This window comes from Alcanivorax sp. DG881 (assembly GCF_000155615.1).
In the GTDB taxonomy this organism is placed as follows: Bacteria; Pseudomonadota; Gammaproteobacteria; order Pseudomonadales; family Alcanivoracaceae; genus Alcanivorax.
The window spans coordinates 731,503-748,340 of the sequence record NZ_DS989915.1; the positions used below are offsets into that span (position 1 = coordinate 731,503).

18 protein-coding genes are annotated in these 16,838 nt (G+C 60.8%); 13 read left to right on the top strand and 5 right to left on the bottom strand.

All coding sequences use genetic code 11. The features are described from left to right. Nucleotides 1-7: 7 nt before the first annotated feature. The 8 genes from wrbA to ADG881_RS03310 all read left to right on the top strand — a co-directional run bounded on the left by wrbA (nucleotide 8) and on the right by ADG881_RS03310 (nucleotide 7,759). Nucleotides 8-604, top strand: a complete 597-nt coding sequence (wrbA, locus tag ADG881_RS03275; RefSeq protein WP_007150958.1) for an NAD(P)H:quinone oxidoreductase — start codon at nucleotides 8-10, stop codon at nucleotides 602-604. Further along, on the top strand, nucleotides 604-945 hold the full coding sequence (locus tag ADG881_RS03280) for a DUF2069 domain-containing protein (RefSeq protein ID WP_007149050.1): 342 nt from the start codon (nucleotides 604-606) through the stop codon (nucleotides 943-945). The genes wrbA and ADG881_RS03280 overlap by 1 nt, the downstream gene beginning before the upstream one ends. Then, nucleotides 935-1,615 carry an RDD family protein gene (locus ADG881_RS03285; RefSeq protein ID WP_007149210.1) on the top strand — a complete coding sequence of 227 codons (681 nt, stop codon included), beginning with the start codon at nucleotides 935-937 and terminating at the stop codon, nucleotides 1,613-1,615. The genes ADG881_RS03280 and ADG881_RS03285 overlap by 11 nt, the downstream gene beginning before the upstream one ends. Continuing rightward, the gene (locus ADG881_RS03290; RefSeq protein ID WP_007148985.1) at nucleotides 1,612-2,595 is read left to right on the top strand and encodes a stage II sporulation protein M; all 984 of its coding nucleotides are present in this window, start codon (nucleotides 1,612-1,614) and stop codon (nucleotides 2,593-2,595) included. The genes ADG881_RS03285 and ADG881_RS03290 overlap by 4 nt, the downstream gene beginning before the upstream one ends. Beyond that, nucleotides 2,576-4,096 carry a DUF4129 domain-containing protein gene (locus ADG881_RS03295; protein ID WP_007149319.1) on the top strand — a complete coding sequence of 507 codons (1,521 nt, stop codon included), beginning with the start codon at nucleotides 2,576-2,578 and terminating at the stop codon, nucleotides 4,094-4,096. The genes ADG881_RS03290 and ADG881_RS03295 overlap by 20 nt, the downstream gene beginning before the upstream one ends. Next, on the top strand, nucleotides 4,089-5,411 hold the full coding sequence (locus tag ADG881_RS03300; protein ID WP_007148572.1) for a DUF4350 domain-containing protein: 1,323 nt from the start codon (nucleotides 4,089-4,091) through the stop codon (nucleotides 5,409-5,411). Before ADG881_RS03295 ends, ADG881_RS03300 begins: the two co-directional genes overlap by 8 nt. A 72-nt stretch (nucleotides 5,412-5,483) precedes the next feature. Beyond that, nucleotides 5,484-6,455, top strand: coding sequence for a MoxR family ATPase (locus ADG881_RS03305; protein WP_007151047.1), 972 nt, complete (start codon nucleotides 5,484-5,486; stop codon nucleotides 6,453-6,455). Beyond that, nucleotides 6,452-7,759 (top strand): DUF58 domain-containing protein, encoded by a 1,308-nt coding sequence (locus tag ADG881_RS03310; RefSeq protein ID WP_007150655.1) that lies wholly within the window; start codon nucleotides 6,452-6,454, stop codon nucleotides 7,757-7,759. Before ADG881_RS03305 ends, ADG881_RS03310 begins: the two co-directional genes overlap by 4 nt. A gap of 111 nt (nucleotides 7,760-7,870) precedes the next feature. Here the strand turns inward: ADG881_RS03310 and ADG881_RS03315 are convergent, their stop codons facing one another. Next, nucleotides 7,871-8,461, bottom strand: a complete 591-nt coding sequence (locus ADG881_RS03315; RefSeq protein ID WP_156790322.1) for an elongation factor P hydroxylase — start codon at nucleotides 8,459-8,461, stop codon at nucleotides 7,871-7,873. Nucleotides 8,462-8,493: 32 nt separating this feature from the next. On the opposite strand from ADG881_RS03315, the gene ADG881_RS03320 reads away from it, so the two are divergent. From ADG881_RS03320 to ADG881_RS03335, 4 genes are all read left to right on the top strand, one after another. Then, complete coding sequence (locus tag ADG881_RS03320; protein WP_007151041.1) at nucleotides 8,494-9,876, top strand: MATE family efflux transporter; 1,383 nt, start codon at nucleotides 8,494-8,496, stop codon at nucleotides 9,874-9,876. Between the two features lie 128 nt (nucleotides 9,877-10,004). Continuing rightward, the gene (locus ADG881_RS03325; RefSeq protein WP_007149092.1) at nucleotides 10,005-10,271 is read left to right on the top strand and encodes a DUF3649 domain-containing protein; all 267 of its coding nucleotides are present in this window, start codon (nucleotides 10,005-10,007) and stop codon (nucleotides 10,269-10,271) included. After that, nucleotides 10,268-11,887 carry a PepSY domain-containing protein gene (locus tag ADG881_RS03330; protein ID WP_007151273.1) on the top strand — a complete coding sequence of 540 codons (1,620 nt, stop codon included), beginning with the start codon at nucleotides 10,268-10,270 and terminating at the stop codon, nucleotides 11,885-11,887. Before ADG881_RS03325 ends, ADG881_RS03330 begins: the two co-directional genes overlap by 4 nt. Beyond that, nucleotides 11,884-12,234 (top strand): DUF3325 domain-containing protein, encoded by a 351-nt coding sequence (locus ADG881_RS03335; RefSeq protein ID WP_050760113.1) that lies wholly within the window; start codon nucleotides 11,884-11,886, stop codon nucleotides 12,232-12,234. The genes ADG881_RS03330 and ADG881_RS03335 overlap by 4 nt, the downstream gene beginning before the upstream one ends. Nucleotides 12,235-12,241: 7 nt before the next feature. On the opposite strand, the gene ADG881_RS03340 is transcribed toward ADG881_RS03335, so the two are convergent. After that, nucleotides 12,242-12,784 carry a gamma-glutamylcyclotransferase family protein gene (locus ADG881_RS03340; RefSeq protein WP_007149527.1) on the bottom strand — a complete coding sequence of 181 codons (543 nt, stop codon included), beginning with the start codon at nucleotides 12,782-12,784 and terminating at the stop codon, nucleotides 12,242-12,244. A 367-nt stretch (nucleotides 12,785-13,151) separates the two neighbouring features. On the opposite strand from ADG881_RS03340, the gene ADG881_RS03345 reads away from it, so the two are divergent. Further along, nucleotides 13,152-13,841, top strand: a complete 690-nt coding sequence (locus tag ADG881_RS03345; RefSeq protein WP_007148318.1) for a hypothetical protein — start codon at nucleotides 13,152-13,154, stop codon at nucleotides 13,839-13,841. A 153-nt stretch (nucleotides 13,842-13,994) separates the two neighbouring features. Here ADG881_RS03345 and tusA read toward each other — a convergent pair whose 3' ends face one another. The 3 genes from tusA to ADG881_RS17190 form a co-directional block, all read right to left on the bottom strand. After that, nucleotides 13,995-14,225 (bottom strand): sulfurtransferase TusA, encoded by a 231-nt coding sequence (gene tusA / locus ADG881_RS03350; RefSeq protein ID WP_007148905.1) that lies wholly within the window; start codon nucleotides 14,223-14,225, stop codon nucleotides 13,995-13,997. A gap of 99 nt (nucleotides 14,226-14,324) precedes the next feature. Beyond that, complete coding sequence (locus tag ADG881_RS03355) at nucleotides 14,325-15,545, bottom strand: lipase family protein (protein ID WP_039926050.1); 1,221 nt, start codon at nucleotides 15,543-15,545, stop codon at nucleotides 14,325-14,327. Nucleotides 15,546-15,592: 47 nt separating this feature from the next. Beyond that, complete coding sequence (locus ADG881_RS17190) at nucleotides 15,593-16,723, bottom strand: DUF6801 domain-containing protein (protein WP_007148339.1); 1,131 nt, start codon at nucleotides 16,721-16,723, stop codon at nucleotides 15,593-15,595. Nucleotides 16,724-16,838 lie beyond the last annotated feature (115 nt).

Genomic DNA, 16,838 nt, shown 5'->3' on the forward strand with positions numbered 1-16,838 from the left:
ATCGCCCATGACCGATTATGTGCTGGTGCTTTACTACAGCCGCAACGGCAGTGTTGCCAACCTGGCGCAACAGGTCGCTCGCGGTATCGAAAGCACCGGAATGGAAGCGCGCCTGCGCACAGTCCCCGCCGTGTCCGCCAACTGCGAAGCCAGTGAGCCGGCGATACCGGATCAAGGTGCGCCCTACGCGACGCTGGATGATCTGGCCGGTTGCCAGGGCCTGGCTCTGGGCTCCCCCACCCGCTTTGGCAATATGGCGGCGCCATTGAAATATTTCATCGACCAGACCAGCGAGCTGTGGATGAAAGGCACCCTGATCGGCAAACCCGCCGGCGTCTTCAGCGCCACCGGCAGCCTGCACGGCGGCCAGGAAAGCACGCTGCTTTCCATGATGACGCCCCTGCTCCACCACGGTATGGTGCTGGCCGGTGTGCCGTACTCCGAAGCCGCCCTGCTGGATACCCAAAGCGGCGGCACGCCCTATGGCCCCACTCACGTTTCCGGCAGCCAGGGTGACCCGGCGCTGACGGAACACGAAATCACCCTGGCACGCGCACTGGGCAAACGCCTGGCGTTACTGGCCCGCCAACTGAAGGCTTCCTGATGAATCTTGTTTTACTTCGTATCAGCTACGCGTTGCTCCTGCTCGTCGGCATCAGCGGCCTGTTCACTCTGGCACCGCCGGACGCGCACATTGTCTCCAGCCTTATCATCGCGCTAGTGCTGTACGGTCCCCTGCTATTGATGATGCCTGCTGCTATCAGCGGCAACCGGCGCCAGGCCACCTGGCTGTGTTTCCTGCTGCTGTTTTATTTCTGTGGCTATGCGGTCCAGCTGCTGGATCCGCCCCCGGTGCGCACCCTGGCGATTGCCAAAACGACCCTGACTGTCATGCTCTTTGTGTTTGCCGCACTACAAATTCGTCAGGGCCAGAATGCTGATTGATGAACGCCTGGAAGTAGAAACACCGGAAGGCGCCATGCTCAGCCTGTCGCTGGCCGGGCCGGTGCCCCGGGCGCTGGCCTACGCCATCGATCTGGCTATTCGGCTGGTGATTTACGGTGCACTGGCCGCGGTGTTCGCGGCACTGGGCAAAGCCGGCATGGGCCTGCTGCTGATTATGGCGTTCGTGCTGGAATGGTTTTACCCCACCCTGTTTGAAGCCTTCCGCCACGGGCAGACGCCGGGCAAGAAAGCCATGGGGCTGGTGGTGGTTCATGCCAATGGCAGCCCACTGAGCTTCAACGGCAGCCTGATTCGCAACCTGCTGCGCACTGCCGATGCATTCCCGCTGTTCTATCTGCTCGGGTTTATCTGCACGCTGATCAGCCCTCGTTACCAGCGGCTTGGCGACATGGCCGCCAACACCCTGGTTGTCCATATCGAAGAAACCCCACAGATTCAGGAACAGGCCCAGGGCGACACCCTCGCCCCGGACTGGTCCTTGAGCCGGGATGACCAGCTTGCCCTGCTCGCCTTCCATGAACGCCATGACCGCTTTTCCGAAGCCCGCCAGCAGGAACTGGCGCAACTGGCGTACCCCGAACTGGCACCGGCGCTGGCGTTGCAGCGTCTGAATGCCGTCAGCCGTTATCTGGTACAGGGGCCCACATGAAACAGGCCCGTTTCGAACAGCAATACCGGCCGGAATGGCAAGCACTGGAACGCCAGCTCGAGCAGCTGGAGTCCCTGCATGTGAGCAAGAAGAACAAGCTCACCCTGGACACCTTTGTCACCGATTACCGCAAGCTCTGCCACCAACTGGCGCGGGCACGGGAGCGAGGCTACAGCGTGCAGCTGCAGCAATTCCTCAACAATCTGGTATTGCGTGCCCATCGCCAGCTGTACCGCTACAACCCATCTCTGGCAGATCGCATCGGCACCTTTATCGCCAGCGGCTTCCCCCAGGCGGTGCGCCGGCAGTGGCGCTGGCACCTGGTCAGCGCCCTGGCCTTTGTGCTCTCGATGGCGCTGGTGTGGGTGCTGGTGCATCAACAGCCGGAAATGATCTACACCGTGGTCGACGAAGCCAGCATTACCAATCTGGAAAGCATGTATCAGCCGGAAAATCAGGCGGACATGAAGAACGAGCGTAGCGGCGATGACGACGTGATGATGTTCGGCCACTACATCCAGAATAATATTGGCATCGCCTTCCGCACCTTTGCCAGCGGGCTACTGCTGGGCGTTGGCGCACTGGTAGTGATGCTGTTCAACGGCAGCTTCTTCGGCGCAGCCGCCGGGCACCTGATCAACGTGGGCGCACAGGAACCGTTCTTTACCTTTGTGATTGCCCACGGCGCGCCAGAGCTCACCGCCATCGTGCTGGCCGGTGGTGCCGGGTTGCGCCTCGGCTGGGCCATTATTGCCCCCGGGCCCTGGTCACGGCTGGACGCCCTGCGACTGGCCGCCAAGGATGCACTGCCCACCATGTACGGGGTCTTTGCCCTGTTATTGCTGGCCGCCTTTATCGAAGCGTTCTGGTCACCACGGGACCTGGCGCCAACCATCAAATACAGCGTGGGCGCGGCCTGCTGGGGCCTTTTGTACCTTTATCTTTTCTTCGGGGGACGGGATGGAACTCGAAAAGGCTAGCGCCCGGCTGGCACCACGCAGCCCCTGGCAAGCAGCGGACCTTGGCACGCAGTTTTACCGCCACTGGGCCGGGCCTATTACGCGTGTCTGGTTACTCTTTACCGCCGTGCCCTATGCCCTGCTGTTAACCATGGCGGCCCTGAACAACAGCCTGTGGCCCTTGTTTATCTTCTGGTGGCTCAAACCCCTCTGGGAGCGGCCGCTGCTGGCTTTTTACAGCCACGCCCTGTTCGGTGAAACCCTCACCCTGAGGGCCTTGCTGAAACGCTGGCGTCATTACGCGCTACCGGGGTTGGCTGGCCAGCTCACCTGGCGACGCCTGAGCCCCATGCGCAGCTTCAATGCCAGCGTCTGGCAGCTTGAACAAGTCAAAGGTGACACCGCCAGCCAGCGGCTGAAAGTACTCAACAGCTATCCGTCCAACCGGGCGGGCATGCTGACCCTGCTGGTGCTGCACCTGGAGCAATTCATGACGCTCGGGCTGATGGCGTTGCTGTATATGCTGGTGCCCTGGCAGTTCAACCTGGAACTGAGCGACTGGTTCTACGACCAGAGTGCGCTGCAGCTGGCGATCTCCGGGCTGTGCTTTTACCTGGTGCTGTGCATCACCGAACCCCTCTATGTGGCCTGTGGCTTTGCCCTGTATCTGAACAAACGCACCTGGCTGGAAGGCTGGGACCTGCAGCTGGGGCTCACCCGGCTGGGCAAGCGGCGCCGGGCGGCCAGCGCGGCCAGAAGAGTGGTCGGTGCTTTGTTGATCCTGCTGTTGGTGCCGTCCATGGAACCCGCCAAAGCCGAAACGACACCGCCAGCCCACAGCTCACAAGCCGAGCAACAGCAAGTCATCGAGCTGCTGGCCAGCCCGGAGTTCATGCCGCTGCAAGAAAAGACCGAGCGGCAGTGGATTAATCAGGACAACAGCGAATCCGAGAGCCTGATGGAGAAAATCTGGCGGTTCCTGTTTGATAATCTGGACGATGAGGACGCCGAGACTAACAGCACGCCGCTGAATATACCGGATGCCTTGCTGTGGACCATTTTCTGGGCCCTCTTTATTGCGCTGGCCCTTTGGTTAATCCTCAAGGTGGCCAACCAATTTGGCCTGCGCGGGCACAGCACCCGCAACCGACCTGTTATCCCCACCCACGTGGCCGGGCTGGATATCCGCAAACGCAGCCTGCCGAAAAACCTGAACCGTGCCGTTGACGATGCGCTCAAGGCCGGTGACATCCGCGGCGCCCTGGCCATACTGATGCGTGCCGCCCTGGCCGGTATTCTGGCCCGCTACCCGGTAGCTCTGGCCGCAGGCAGCACCGAGCAGCAGTGCCTGCGCACCCTGCAGGAGCAACACGGCGATTCATTGCCGATTGCCTACCTCCAGCGCCTGACCCAGGCCTGGATCAGCACCGCCTGGGCTCACCGCCCGGTCAGCGACGAGCAGGTGCGCACGCTGATGCAGCATTGGCAGCAAATGGACAGGCTGGAGGCAAACCATGCGTAAGGCCCACCTGCGCCGTGCTTTCCCCTGGCTGCTTGCCACCCTGCTGGTCGCCATGATCGCGGGCTACTACGCCCTGACCGAACCGGTCACCTACATGCAGCGGGTCGCCCCGGACAGCAGCATCACTCGCAACCCTTACAGCGCAGCCCAACGCTGGCTGGCGCAACGGGGCCAGCCCTCTGAACGCATTCTCAGTGCCGCGGCCCTGTTCCCGTTACCCGACACCCGCACCACCCTGGTGATCGATAAACACCGCGGCATGCTCACCCCCAACCAGGTGAACACCCTGCTGGAATGGGTCCAGGACGGTGGCGAACTGGTGGTGGAAGCCCGCCCGCTCCCGTCGCTTATCGAGGCATCCGATGCCAGTGACGCAGACTGGCAGGACAATGACCCACTGCTGTTCCCGCTCGGCATCACCGTCTGGGACTCCCCGGTGCCCAGCGAATCCATTGAAGAGGATCCGGTCCGGGATCTGATCATGGCCTTGCCCGTTTTTGTGGACAGCCCCTTGCAGTACTGCCTGCAAAGCGACAACGAGGAATTGCGTGAAGGTTGTGCACGGCTGGTCTGTGACGCGCCGCCGGAGCCCGCGCCTCTTGGGCTGCATGTGGGTGACAACGCACCTGACCGACGTGTGCAGCTATTCAGCGATTACGTCATCTGGCATGACAGCTGGGATGATGAAGAAGGCGAGACGCCACACCTGGAATGGCCGGTGGAGGTGACCGCCTACGCAGACAACGATTACGGTAGCCAGCTGGTGCAACTGGGCCTGGGCAGCGGACAGATTTCCGTGCTGACCGACTTGAGCCTGTGGTCCAACGAACGTCTGCTCTATTTCGATCATGCCTGGCTACTGGCCTGGCTCACCGCGGATGAGCCGGTGTGGTTTGTGCGCTCGGTGGCCATGCCACCACTGGCCCAGTGGCTGTGGCTGAAAGCCCCGGCGCTGGGCGTTGCCCTGCTGGTGCTGCTGGCCCTGTGGTTGTGGTATCGCATTCCCCGCCAGGGTCCACGCCAGGAAGCCCGCGAAGAAAGCAGCCGCGACTACCTGCAACACCTGCACGCCAGTGGCTATTTCCAGTGGCGCACCAACCAGCAGGCAGCCTTGGTAGACGTTTTGCGCAAGCAGGCGGAACAACACCTGGTCCGTTTTCATCACCAGCGTGACAAGGCTCTGGCACTGGCCGCAAAAACATTATCCGTGCCAGCCAAAGAACTGGAAGCGGCCCTGCAGATGCAACCGGAAACCCGGGACCAGTTCACGCAGCAGGTCTCATTATTACAATCGCTGAAAAATTGCAGTCACTGATACGCTCTCACAGGTGCAGTGACGCGGACATACACGTCAACGTCGTCAGTTAAAACGCAAAAGGACAACAGCATGAGCCAACCCGCCACCCTCGCCGATGCGGCCGCCCTGGCCCACGACATTGAAAGCCGGCTCAATCAGGTATTGATTGGCCAGCAACAGGTCGTCCGTGAAGTGTTGATCGCACTGATTTCCGGCGGCCACGTTCTTATTGAAGGCGTGCCCGGCCTGGGCAAGACCCTGCTGGTGCGCAGCCTCGGGCGAGTACTGGAGCTGGACTTCAATCGCATCCAGTTCACCCCGGACCTGATGCCCACCGACGTGACCGGCCACGCCATGTACGACCAGAAAACCGAACAATTCCGTATCCGGCGCGGCCCGGCGTTCACCCAGCTGCTGCTGGCTGACGAGATTAACCGCGCCCCGGCCAAGACCCAGGCGGCACTGCTGGAAGTCATGCAGGAACGGCAGATCACCATCGAAGGCAAGGCCTTTACCCTGAACGAACCCTACATGGTGCTCGCCACCCAGAACCCGCTGGACCAGGAAGGCACCTACCCGCTGCCGGAAGCAGAGCTGGACCGGTTTCTGTTCAAGGTGCTGATTGATTACCCCGGTCATGACGACGAAACCCGCCTGGTGAATATGGTGCTCGACGGCACCATCCGCGCCAGCCTGGACGTGGACAGCCTGAGCCCGGCCACCGATGCGGCCGGCTTGCAGGCCATGAAAGCACTCAGCAACGACGTACTGATTGACGCCGAAGTGCTGGACTATGCCTTGCGCATCGTCCGTGCCACACGCGATTTCAACGGCCTGAGCCATGGCGCCAGCCCCCGCGCCAGTATTGCGCTGGCCCGGGCGGCCCGCGTGCAAGCCCTGTTCGAAGGCCGGGATTTCGTCACCCCGGACGACATCCAGCAAGTGGCCCGCCCGGTACTGCGCCATCGCATCCAGCTCAGCGCCGACGCAGAAATCGAAGGCCAGACCCCGGAAACCGCCCTGGCCCGCCTGCTCGACCAGGTGGAAGCACCACGGCAATGAAGCCCGCTCCGCGCCTGCTTATCGCCGTTGCCCTCTGGGCCCTGAGCGCGATCTCCCTGCTGTTCTTCAGCGGCAGTATCGCGAGCCTGCTGTGGTGGGCGGCCGGGGCGATTCTGGCGGCCTTTGCCCTGCTCGACCTGCTCCACGGCTGGCGCCGGCCGGCACCGTCGGCAGAGCGTATCGTGCCCAATGCCCTGTCCGTGCAACAGCCCCACGCGATCAAGGTACGCATTCCCTCCGCCGAACTGCCGGCGCGGGCCACACTGGCGGACCACCACCCCGGCGATGATCCGCTCACCGGCCTGCCCTGCCTGCTAACCCGTGCGGAGAATGAACTCACCGAATTCACTTACCACTACCGGCCCAGCCGGCGTGGCCCGGTGGCGTTCGGCGATTTGGAATTCTGGTTCCCCAGCCAGCTGGGCTTCTGGTCGCTACGCAAAACCTGCCCGGCCCATTGCATCGTGCCGGTGTACCCGGATTTTTCCCGCATCAGCCAGACGCAGCTGGATGCCAACCACTCCTTCCTGCTTACCGGCAGCCGGCTCAAGCCCCGCCGTGGCGAAGGCATGGAGTTCCACCAGCTCCGCGAGTATCACCCCGGCGACAGCCTGCGTCAGATCGACTGGAAAGCCACTGCCCGCCGCCGCAGTTTGATCAGCCGTGAATATCAGGATGAGCAGAATCAGCAAGTACTGATCATGCTGGATGGCGGCCGGCGCCTGGGCATGCCGGTGGGCAAGCTCACCGGCTTCGACCATGCGCTCAATGCCTCGCTGCTGCTGGCCTGGAGTGCGCTCAAACAGAAAGACAAGGCCGGCGCCATGCTGTTCTCCGGTGATCAGCCACGCTGGCTACCGCCAGTGCAGGGCCAGAATGGTCTCAATCATTTGCTGAACGGGCTCTACGATCTGCACCCCAGCCAGCACGCCAGCGACTTCAGCCTGGCCGCTCGCCAACTGGTTCGCCACAGCCGCCGACGGGCGCTGGTAGTGCTGGTGACACGGCTGCAACACGAGGATCTGGATGATTTGCTCAGCGCCGTCGGCTTGATGCGCCGCCACCATCTGGTGCTGATCGCCGACATGCTGCTGCCCGAACAGGAAGCCCTGGCCCGTCAGCCGGTGGAGGATTTCGATCAGGCGCTGACCGTCTGTGCGGACGCCCAGGAACAGAAACAGCGCGAGCAGCTGCACACCCGCCTGCGGCACGCCGGCGCCCTGGTCACCAGTGCCACACCGCAAAACATGCCGCAGCAATTGAACCATCTATACCTGGCGTTAAAACGCAGCGGGCGGCTTTAGTCGGATTACGCCTTTCAGGCTAATTCGACCTACTTGAGAAGTTGGGTTTTGTAGGTCGAATTCACCCAAGGGCACAGAGAGCCTGAAAGGCGTAATCCGACAACCCATCGCCTACGCAAACAGCGGCTGCAAAGCTTGATGCAAAGACACGCCCTCGCGGCCATACGCCGCTTTTAGCACCTCACACCAGCGAGCCGGTCGCTCTGCAAGCCCCTCAACCAACAGGGCCTGTGCTTTCGCCTTTACCTTCAAGGCGAAGGCCACTTCATCACCGCCATCGCCATTCAGGTTATCCAGCGACACCCGGAAATCATGCCCACAAGCGGCACAGAAAAGCGCCTCCAAAGCCTGAGGATAGACTTCCACCCGGGCAAACTCCGCCTGCTGATCCGCACTGCGGCCATCCGGTGCATACCAGTAACCGTAATCTTCCTGTTGCCGCCGCGCTGCGCCGGCCACGCACCAGTGGGCGATTTCGTGCAGGGCACTGCGAAAATAATCATGGCTATAGCAAATTTGGTGGGGGTGGCCTGGCAGGTAAACCGGTTCACTGGCACCGCCTACCAGCACGGTGTGGTGGGAATCGAAAAAAGTCGCCCGAAACAGGCGCTCCAGCTCACCACTGACGTACACCTGTGAAGCGCTTTGCGGTATGGTAGCCGCCTTCGTATGAACCTGATTCTGATCTATTTCGTTCACCACACTCGTTCCGTTTACAACAGTAGCACTTGCCTATGTTATCCCGCCGTCAGGAACTTGCCGCCCAACTCACCCTCGCACTGCCGATTCTGGGTGGGCAACTGGCGCAGACGGCCAACGGCTTTGTGGACACCATGATGGCCGGGCGAGTCAGCGCCAATGACCTGGCCGCAGTGGCCGTGGGCGCCAGTATCTGGGTGCCCCTGTTCCTGTTCATGACCGGCGTGCTGATGAGCGCCACCCCGGTGCTGTCGCGGCATCTGGGCGGCGAAGCTTATCATCGCATCAACCCCCTCGCCCAGCAGGGGCTCTGGTTGGGCCTGGGGCTGGGTGTCCTGTGTGCGCTGATCCTGCGTAGCGTTGCCCCGGTGCTGGTATGGATGGACGTGGACCCGGCCATTCGGCCCATGGTCAGCGGCTACCTGGATGCGCTCAGCTGGGGGATGCCCGGGGCCGCGATAATGCTGGCCCTGCGCAGTTATACCGAGGCCATGAATCATACCCGTCCGGTGCTGCTGATCAGCGTCATCGGGCTGATGATCAACATCCCCAGCAACTATGTGCTGATCTACGGCAAGCTCGGCTTCCCGGCCATGGGCGGCGTGGGCTGCGGCTGGGCCACCTCGCTGGTGATGTGGTCCATGGCGTTGATGATGATGATCTACACGCACCGCCACCCGGTCTATCAGCACGCGCCATTGAACCTGCGGCAACGGCATTTTGAACGGGCCAATCTTGGCTACATGCTGCGCCTGGGCTTGCCGGTGGGGCTGACGATTTTCTTTGAGGTGAGCATCTTTGCGGTCATCGCCCTGCTGATCGGCAGCCTGGGCGCCCAGGTCGTCGCCAGCCACCAGATTGCCCTCAACTTCACCTCCCTGATTTTCATGGTGCCACTGAGTTTCGCCCTGGCCGCCACCGTGCGGGTGGGCCACGCCCGGGGTCGCAGCGACCGGGACGGTATTCGCGTGGCCGTGCAGGTGGCCATGGCCATCACCCTGGTCGTGGGCATTGCCGCCGCCTCCAGCCTGGTGCTGGCCCGTCACTGGATTCCCCGTATTTATACCGACAACGGCTCGGTGATTGCACTGGCCAGCTACCTGTTGCTGTTCGCCGCCCTGTACCAGGTTTCCGACGCCCTGCAGGTGTGCGCCAATGGTTGCCTGCGCGGCTTCGAAGACACCGGTTGGCCCATGATGATGACCTTGCTGGCCTACTGGGGCATCGGCCTGCCCATCGGCTATGGCCTGGCGCTGACGCACTGGTGGGTGGAACCCATGGGCCCCGCCGGGTTCTGGATCGGCCTGGTGGCAGGCTTGACCAGTGCCGCCGTATTCCTGGGCTGGCGCTTGCGCTGGCGCCTCGCCCAGCCATTGCCGGTACCGCCAACAACCTCGCAGAAAGACCTGGCCGCCTGACCCGGAGACCCCTCGCCTTACAGTTTTTACACCCTGGCAGCGCTTTCATTGTGTCATTTGCATTTTCTTTGCATCGTTTCTGTAGATAATAACGATTCTCATTTTGGTTGGCTTGCCTCTACAGTCCTATGACTCCACTTTCGATTACCTCCCGCACCCTGGCCGCGGCTCTGGGTGGCTATGGTCTAGGCGCCCTTGCGGCCATGGCCCTGGCCGTTACCCTGCCCGTGGCCCGAGATCAGGCCGTGATCATCGGCATCATGGTGGCGTTCCTGTTATGTAGCGGCGCGGCAATTTGGGCGTTTTCCGCCCGCTCAGCCTGGCGGGCCTGGGCCGGCATTCTGGCCCCCAGCCTGCTGCTGGCTGGGCTGTATCTGTGGGGACTGCCCGCATGAATAAATCATTTCGCCAATCCATGGCCTGGCTACACACCTGGACCGGCCTGTTACTCGGCTGGTTGCTGGTGGCCATTTTTATTACTGGCACCAGCGCTTATTTCCGGGAAGAAATTACCCTGTGGATGCAGCCGGAAGTGCATGACTCCACCCTGCAGCCGGGTACGGTCGAGCTGGCAATGGCAGCCCTGAATGCCAAGGCCCCGGATGCCAAATCCTGGGACATCAACTTGCCAGGGGACCGTCAGACCGCCGTCGAGTTGCGCTGGCAACCCGCCAAACAGCCGGAAAACGGGGGCCGGCGGCGTGGCGAACAAATGCTCATGGATGCGGACAGCGGCGAGGTCGTTGCACCACGCGCCACCCGCGGCGGCAATTTTTTCTACCGCTTCCATTTTGAACTCTACGGCATCGACCGCCTGTGGGCCCGGTTGCTGGTCTGCCTGGCAACCATGTTCATGTTGATCGCCATTATCAGCGGGGTGATCACCCACAAGAAAATCTTCAAGGACTTCTTTACCTTCCGGCCCGGCAAGGGGCAGCGTTCCTGGCTGGACGCCCACAACGCTACCGCGGTCCTCGCGCTGCCCTACCATTTCATGATCACCTATTCCGGCCTGCTGCTGTTTATGACCCTGATCATGCCCTGGGGAATCGACGCAGCCTATGAGAATGACCGCCGCGCGTTTTTCTCCGAGGTATTTTCTCGCGGAGAAGACGCGGCGCAACCTGGCTCGCCGGGTCAGATGGTGGCGGTCGGGCCATTGATCGAACAAACCGAAACCCGTTTCGGCAAACCGGTAGAACGCATCCAGATCACCAACCCCAACCGGGACAACGCGCAAATCACCTTGCGGGTAAACCGGGATCCGGCGGTCACCGATCGCCAGCGCGGTGGCGATCCAACGCAAGTATTCCAGGGCAATACCGGTGAACTGATCGACACGCGCATCCCCGCCAATGATCCGGTCTCACCGGGCTGGCGCATCTATAATTTCTTTACCAGTGTGCACATGGCTCGCTTCGCCGATCCGCTAACCCGCTGGCTGTTCTTTCTGTTCGGGATCGCTGGCTCCGCCATGACCGTGACCGGCATGCTGCTGTGGGTGAGCAAACGCACCCAGCAATTGCGCCGGGACCAGCAGCCCGACCGGGCCCTGAAAATGGTGAACGGACTGAACATGGCCTCCATCACCGGGCTGATGCTGGCCATCGCCGCCTACTTCCTGGCCAACCGTTTGCTACCGGCCACGCTGGCTGCCCGCGAAGACCGTGAAATTCAGGTCTTCTTCATTATCTGGCTGGTGTCACTGGTGCATGGTCTGCTGCGCCCGAACCGCCACGGCTGGATTGAGCAGGTCGCAGCCGCCTCGCTGCTGTGGCTTGCCATACCGGTAGTCAACATTTTCACCACGGCGTCGCACCTGTTTACGCCTCTGGCCTGGCAACATGCGGCCATCGCCAGTTTCGACCTGGTCTGCCTGACCCTTGCTGCCCTGGGCGGGTATACCCTGTGGCGTTTGCAGCGCAAACCGCTGCCGGCAAAAGCACGCCGTGCCCGTGCGCCGCGCCGTGCCAACACGGCCAGTGAGCAACCTGCCGGAGAATCCCCATGACGATGGCCCCGCCATTGTTTCTGGCGCTGGCTCTGGCCTATGCCGGCCTGACCAGCCTGTCTCTGGCCATGAAACGTCACCATGACCAGGTCATGGGCCGCAAGCTGCAACCGGAACGCGTGCGCTATTACCGATGGCCCGGCTGGTTGCTGTTAGCGTTATCGCTGTGGGTCACGTTGACGGTCTGGCCCCTGGGCTTGGCGCTGTTTATGGCCGTGGGGCTGGTGGCAATAGCCGGCTTGCCACTGGTGTTTTTGCTGCCGTATCGCGCACGGTTGGCCGGACGACTGGCTGTCGCCTTGCCCGTGTTGGCCATGCTGACCTGGTCGACGGTGGCACTGGCTTAGCAGGCTGCTAAGGCGCTGTCAGGAGGGTTGGCGGATCATCCACACAGGTTGTGGCCAGCAAGTACCGGTAATAGTCGGCACTGAGCCAGGGACGTCCACTGAGCAAATGATTCAGGTACCAGCGCTCCGGACGCAGATCATCGGCTTGCCACTCGGTATTGGCGATATAAACCCAGGTGTGCCGTTCTCCCTCATCGGTCTGCACCAACAGTCGCTCACGGCAATAACGGACCGGGTGGCCCTCGAACGGATCCATGCGCTCGATTTCGCGGTGGTCCCATAACTGGTACAAGACGCCCTGTACCTCCGCCCCGCTATGCTCCGCCTTCACGATGTTGGCGTAGGCAATCCCTTCTTTGCCATGGGCGCGCTTGTTGAATGCCAGCTGCCAACCGGGTAATTGCGCCCGTAACGATTGCCGATAGCGCATGCCCCGCACCGCCATTCGTGCCGGGTTCATGTTCGACCCATAGGCAAAGTAATAATCACACTCCACACATCGCTCCTGGTTATTGCTGGACGCCGGATGCCCGACGACATACGCCTGCATTCAAAACCTGAAAAACTTAAACCCTGGTCGCCATGCTCTCTGCACAAGACACATTACCCATTATTTCCTGAATAATGGCCCTCCCTCAAAAGGAGGCGCCGCAATATCGAGAGCCTCTCAGCCTATGGGGTTTTACGTCAGGCATCCGGCCTCGAGCGTTAGGCAAAGTGCGGAACATGGCTGCCAGGCCCCCCGGCAGGCAGCCCCACTCTTACCCACGGCGAGCCCGTTTATCCCACACAAACCGGTTATCTGCACCCGCTTGCATGGCATCGCATGACAGGCTAACGTGAATTAACGGGCCGTGCTGAACGATCCGCTGTGATCGTGCTCGCGTCCCCCCAAGGAAACGTACCGGGAGGTGCCCATGTCTCAGGCGAACCGGCAACACCCTGGCGGAAACAATGTTGTTTCCTTCTCTCCACGCCGCAAAGCGGCCAAGCCCCCCATTTTGCGTTTATCCCCGGAATACGATGGCATTGAGCTGTTGTATGCCAACGATCATCACCCCGACAAACTGTTCTCACTGAAGATACTGGCCTGGGCGAGACTGGCCAATGGCGACACCGTGGCCATGGTTCCCTGGCTCAAGGAACCGGTCACCGCCATGGCCCTGGCCGACCCGCTGAATGGCCGCTGGGAAGGCTACCGCCTGCCCGGCAGCGATTACCTGTTCGTGGAGGCGCCGGAGCACAAGGTGCAGGAAATGGATGCGGCCCTGTCGTTCTTCGGCAAGCCACAACCCGGCGAACAGGCCATTCAGGAAATCCCGGATACCATCGGCACCCATGCGGTTTTTTCGGAAGACAACTTCCATACCATCAGCCTGATGGAAGTGGTGAGCTGGAAGCTGTTTGCCGATGGCACCCTGTCAGCCATGGTGGCACAGGAGAACGACCCGGTTGAGACACCGATTCTGCCCGGCGCAGAATGCCTGACCACCGCACAATCGCTGCCGGCCTTCCGGTATTTCTTCCAGCACGGCATTGCCAACAAGTTAAAGGAGAGAGACCCGGAAGCGCTGGCGGCGGTGGCCATGCTGGCGACGGAAAGGTAAAGGCAATTAATAGTTAATAATGAATAACGGCGCGGCGAGGCGCTAGTTGGGACTTCAACGCATGAGGCCGCGACCAAAGGTTCGTCGCGACCTCATGCGCTTTTTTACTGAGGCGCTATCTCGCGCAGCTATTAATTATTAACTATTCATTGTTCATTGCTTTTTACGTATCCAGTACAGATACACTTCCCCCCGCTGTTCCTGCCCTTCCAGGGTATGACCCAGAAACTGACAGAACTTGGGGATGTCCCGTTCGGTGGAGGGGTCGGTGGCGCGTACTTCAAGCAATTCTCCCGGGGCCATATCACGTACCTTGTTATGGAGCATCATGACCGGCTCCGGGCATAGCAGGCCGGTGGCATCAAGGTGGTGTTGCGCATCCATGGGGAAGGCTCCGCAGCGAACAAATCGGGCGGCCATTATAACGATTATGTGCGTTTTCGCAGCCCCGAAGTCCTGCGCCCTTTTTCCCCGCAAGCGGAATCAGGGCGATGCTGCGCAGTTGGATGCCGGAGGAACCCCCGCCATGACCTGGTCGATAAACTGGTTAACCCCCTCATTCCCCCGATAGGCCAGATTGATATGGCGAATGACGCCACTGCTCCCTTCGGTATCCTGTGCCTGCCAGGTCAGGTTCACCCCCGCATTGCAGTATTGATTACGCAGGCTGACAGCCTGGCCATAGGCCACCAGCCCGTCCTCCACCTCATGGTACTGATAAACCGGCACGCCAATGCCCGCGCTGCCTAACTCGTTTTCCGCAATGCGCTGCAAGCGCGGACCGGTGAGCGGGTTGATATCCGTCACGTCGGACAGGGAGACACCCTGAAAATCCTGCAGCAATTCCAGTACGCACATGTCGCTAACCATGTCGGCTACGGCCTGCTGACCCTGGGCATTCAGAAATGGCGCCAGGGATAATTCCGGGTAAAGATTGTCCTGCCCCAGCAACGCATAAAGCAGGACCCCAAACCCGTCCTGCCCATTCAAGGGAAGCGCCACCTGGGCCAGGTTGGCAGGCACTCCACCTGCTGCAATACCGCGCAAATTCAATTCCGGGGCATAACTGCCCAGCATCTCCCCGGCCCACATGGCAGCACCGCCGCCCTGAGAGTAACCACGTAACATGACCGGGGCGGACTCAGACAGGCCAGCCTCGGGTAACCGTTGCGCTGCACGCACCACATTAAGCAATGCCGCGCCCATGGATTCGCCAACGATATACGTGGTGGCAGGGTTCGGGTGGTACCCCACGTAATCCGTCACTGCCACCGCATACCCCCGCGCCAGCATGTCGTTGATGGCCGGCTGCTCGTAATAGGCCCCCTTGTCGATCATCTTCGAGGGCGCGCAACGAAAGGCAGGCCCAGCCGTTCCCGGAGCCAGACCGATGATGGGTACCGCTGCCGGGTCTTCCCCTTTCGGTACCAAAACGGTACCCGTCACCACGGCCGGCTTACCCAGCCCATCGGTGGACATGTACATGACCTGCCAGGCGTCAGCCAGCGCCCGTGCCCCAGGAGGGCCAGCCAGGGAAGATCGGGATCGTATAACATCGCCGGGCAAGCCGGCGGGCAAGGGCTCAGGGGGCAGGTAGAAACTGTCATCGGCATGGGCAGGATTGACCGGCATCAACATCACCAGGCCCCACAGGCTGGCAGCCATTGCAGCGGAAAGAAGTCGTCGCTCAATATGAATCATCATGCCATGCCTTCCTGGTTTCTCGGGTATCGGGAATTTGCCTGTCAGCTTCATGACTGCGGGCTCATCATGATGTTCAGGGTATTGTCTGGGCCGGCCAGAAACCGGTTTACCAGTTCCGTCATCACCCCGCAGCCGGCAAACGCCGGCAGCGTGTATTTCCCGGTCAGACGCCCACCGGTGAGTGGATCAAAACTTTCCCCTGCCGGCGTAGACAGAGACAGGGCAACCGGTTCGCCGGTCGTACAGCTCTGGCCATTGTTCTGACTGATTGGGAAACCGAACACTTTCAGGCGCAGGTTATTCAGTGTCATGCTGATCTCTTGCTGCACAGTCATATTGCCGTTGCTCACCGTACCGCCAAGCTCGCCCACCGTGTCGAAGCTCACACGGGCATCCAGGCTCAGGGTTTTGAAAAAACGGATAATGCTCACGTCGATGCTGGAATCTTCCAGCTGCAGCTCACCGCTCAGACTGGAGCCTGCCGCTGTACTGCTGATCTGCAGCATTCCCTCCAGGGGTAAAACAGCGCTCTCCTTGATCAGGCTTTCACCTGCAAACTCAAAATCTTGTTCGGTGTTGTTGCTGCCAGTGACTGTCAAGGTGTGTAGTACATCATCCTGACCCGGCATCAATGTGCATTCGCTTTCGAAATCCCCAAGCCCGGTAGGATTGCCATTCCCGTCCCTGGGCTGAAGCAACATGACCAGGTCGCCAACCCGGATATTCACTTCACCCTGATTGGCTTCAGTGAACGTCAGCGGTGGCGTTTCCCCAGAGGCCGCCACGGTAAAAGCCCCTATTTCGTCAGGCAGGGTTTTATCTGTGATTGTCATTGGCAAGGTCAGAGGAAGATCAACACCCTGACCGCTGATGGAAGATTGTGCCTCAACTTTACCGGCCAACACGTGGGTACCGACAAAGCTCAAACCATTCCAGGATTCTGCGCTGACCTGCGCGTTTGCCTGAATCTGGAAAGCGCCGGTGGATTGGCCCGGAGCAATGATTTCAGGCATATCGGCAGATATCTCCACACTGAGCGGTTGTTCTTCAATCAGCGGGAAAACACAGCTGTATTCCAGCGAAGCGTTAACCGGGACCGCAATGACCTGCCCGGCCATCATCAGTATCGCCGCCGCCAGAAATACGGGGTACAGCCTGTGAAGGGATAAAAATGCCATCGTTATTTCCGTATAAATTGCTGCCTAAAACAAAGCCCAGGCATCTGGCTTAGGCAGCAATTCGTGAGCTAGAAAACACGCTGTGCCCGGCCGGGCACAGCGTGTTGCTTGTTCC

Bases quoted from the DNA above. Each gene is read 5' to 3' on its own strand.
- ADG881_RS03300 (WP_007148572.1), top strand. From the start codon at position 4,089: ATGCGTAAGGCCCACCTGCGCCGTGCTTTCCCCTGGCTGCTTGCCACC.
- ADG881_RS03330 (WP_007151273.1), top strand. From the start codon at position 10,268: ATGAATAAATCATTTCGCCAATCCATGGCCTGGCTACACACCTGGACC.
- wrbA (WP_007150958.1), top strand. From the start codon at position 8: ATGACCGATTATGTGCTGGTGCTTTACTACAGCCGCAACGGCAGTGTT.
- ADG881_RS03280 (WP_007149050.1), top strand. From the start codon at position 604: ATGAATCTTGTTTTACTTCGTATCAGCTACGCGTTGCTCCTGCTCGTC.
- ADG881_RS17190 (WP_007148339.1), bottom strand. From the start codon at position 16,723: ATGGCATTTTTATCCCTTCACAGGCTGTACCCCGTATTTCTGGCGGCG.
- ADG881_RS03285 (WP_007149210.1), top strand. From the start codon at position 935: ATGCTGATTGATGAACGCCTGGAAGTAGAAACACCGGAAGGCGCCATG.
- ADG881_RS03335 (WP_050760113.1), top strand. From the start codon at position 11,884: ATGACGATGGCCCCGCCATTGTTTCTGGCGCTGGCTCTGGCCTATGCC.
- ADG881_RS03355 (WP_039926050.1), bottom strand. From the start codon at position 15,545: ATGATGATTCATATTGAGCGACGACTTCTTTCCGCTGCAATGGCTGCC.
- ADG881_RS03290 (WP_007148985.1), top strand. From the start codon at position 1,612: ATGAAACAGGCCCGTTTCGAACAGCAATACCGGCCGGAATGGCAAGCA.
- ADG881_RS03320 (WP_007151041.1), top strand. From the start codon at position 8,494: ATGTTATCCCGCCGTCAGGAACTTGCCGCCCAACTCACCCTCGCACTG.
- ADG881_RS03345 (WP_007148318.1), top strand. From the start codon at position 13,152: ATGTCTCAGGCGAACCGGCAACACCCTGGCGGAAACAATGTTGTTTCC.
- ADG881_RS03310 (WP_007150655.1), top strand. From the start codon at position 6,452: ATGAAGCCCGCTCCGCGCCTGCTTATCGCCGTTGCCCTCTGGGCCCTG.
- ADG881_RS03325 (WP_007149092.1), top strand. From the start codon at position 10,005: ATGACTCCACTTTCGATTACCTCCCGCACCCTGGCCGCGGCTCTGGGT.
- ADG881_RS03295 (WP_007149319.1), top strand. From the start codon at position 2,576: ATGGAACTCGAAAAGGCTAGCGCCCGGCTGGCACCACGCAGCCCCTGG.
- ADG881_RS03305 (WP_007151047.1), top strand. From the start codon at position 5,484: ATGAGCCAACCCGCCACCCTCGCCGATGCGGCCGCCCTGGCCCACGAC.
- tusA (WP_007148905.1), bottom strand. From the start codon at position 14,225: ATGGATGCGCAACACCACCTTGATGCCACCGGCCTGCTATGCCCGGAG.
- ADG881_RS03340 (WP_007149527.1), bottom strand. From the start codon at position 12,784: ATGCAGGCGTATGTCGTCGGGCATCCGGCGTCCAGCAATAACCAGGAG.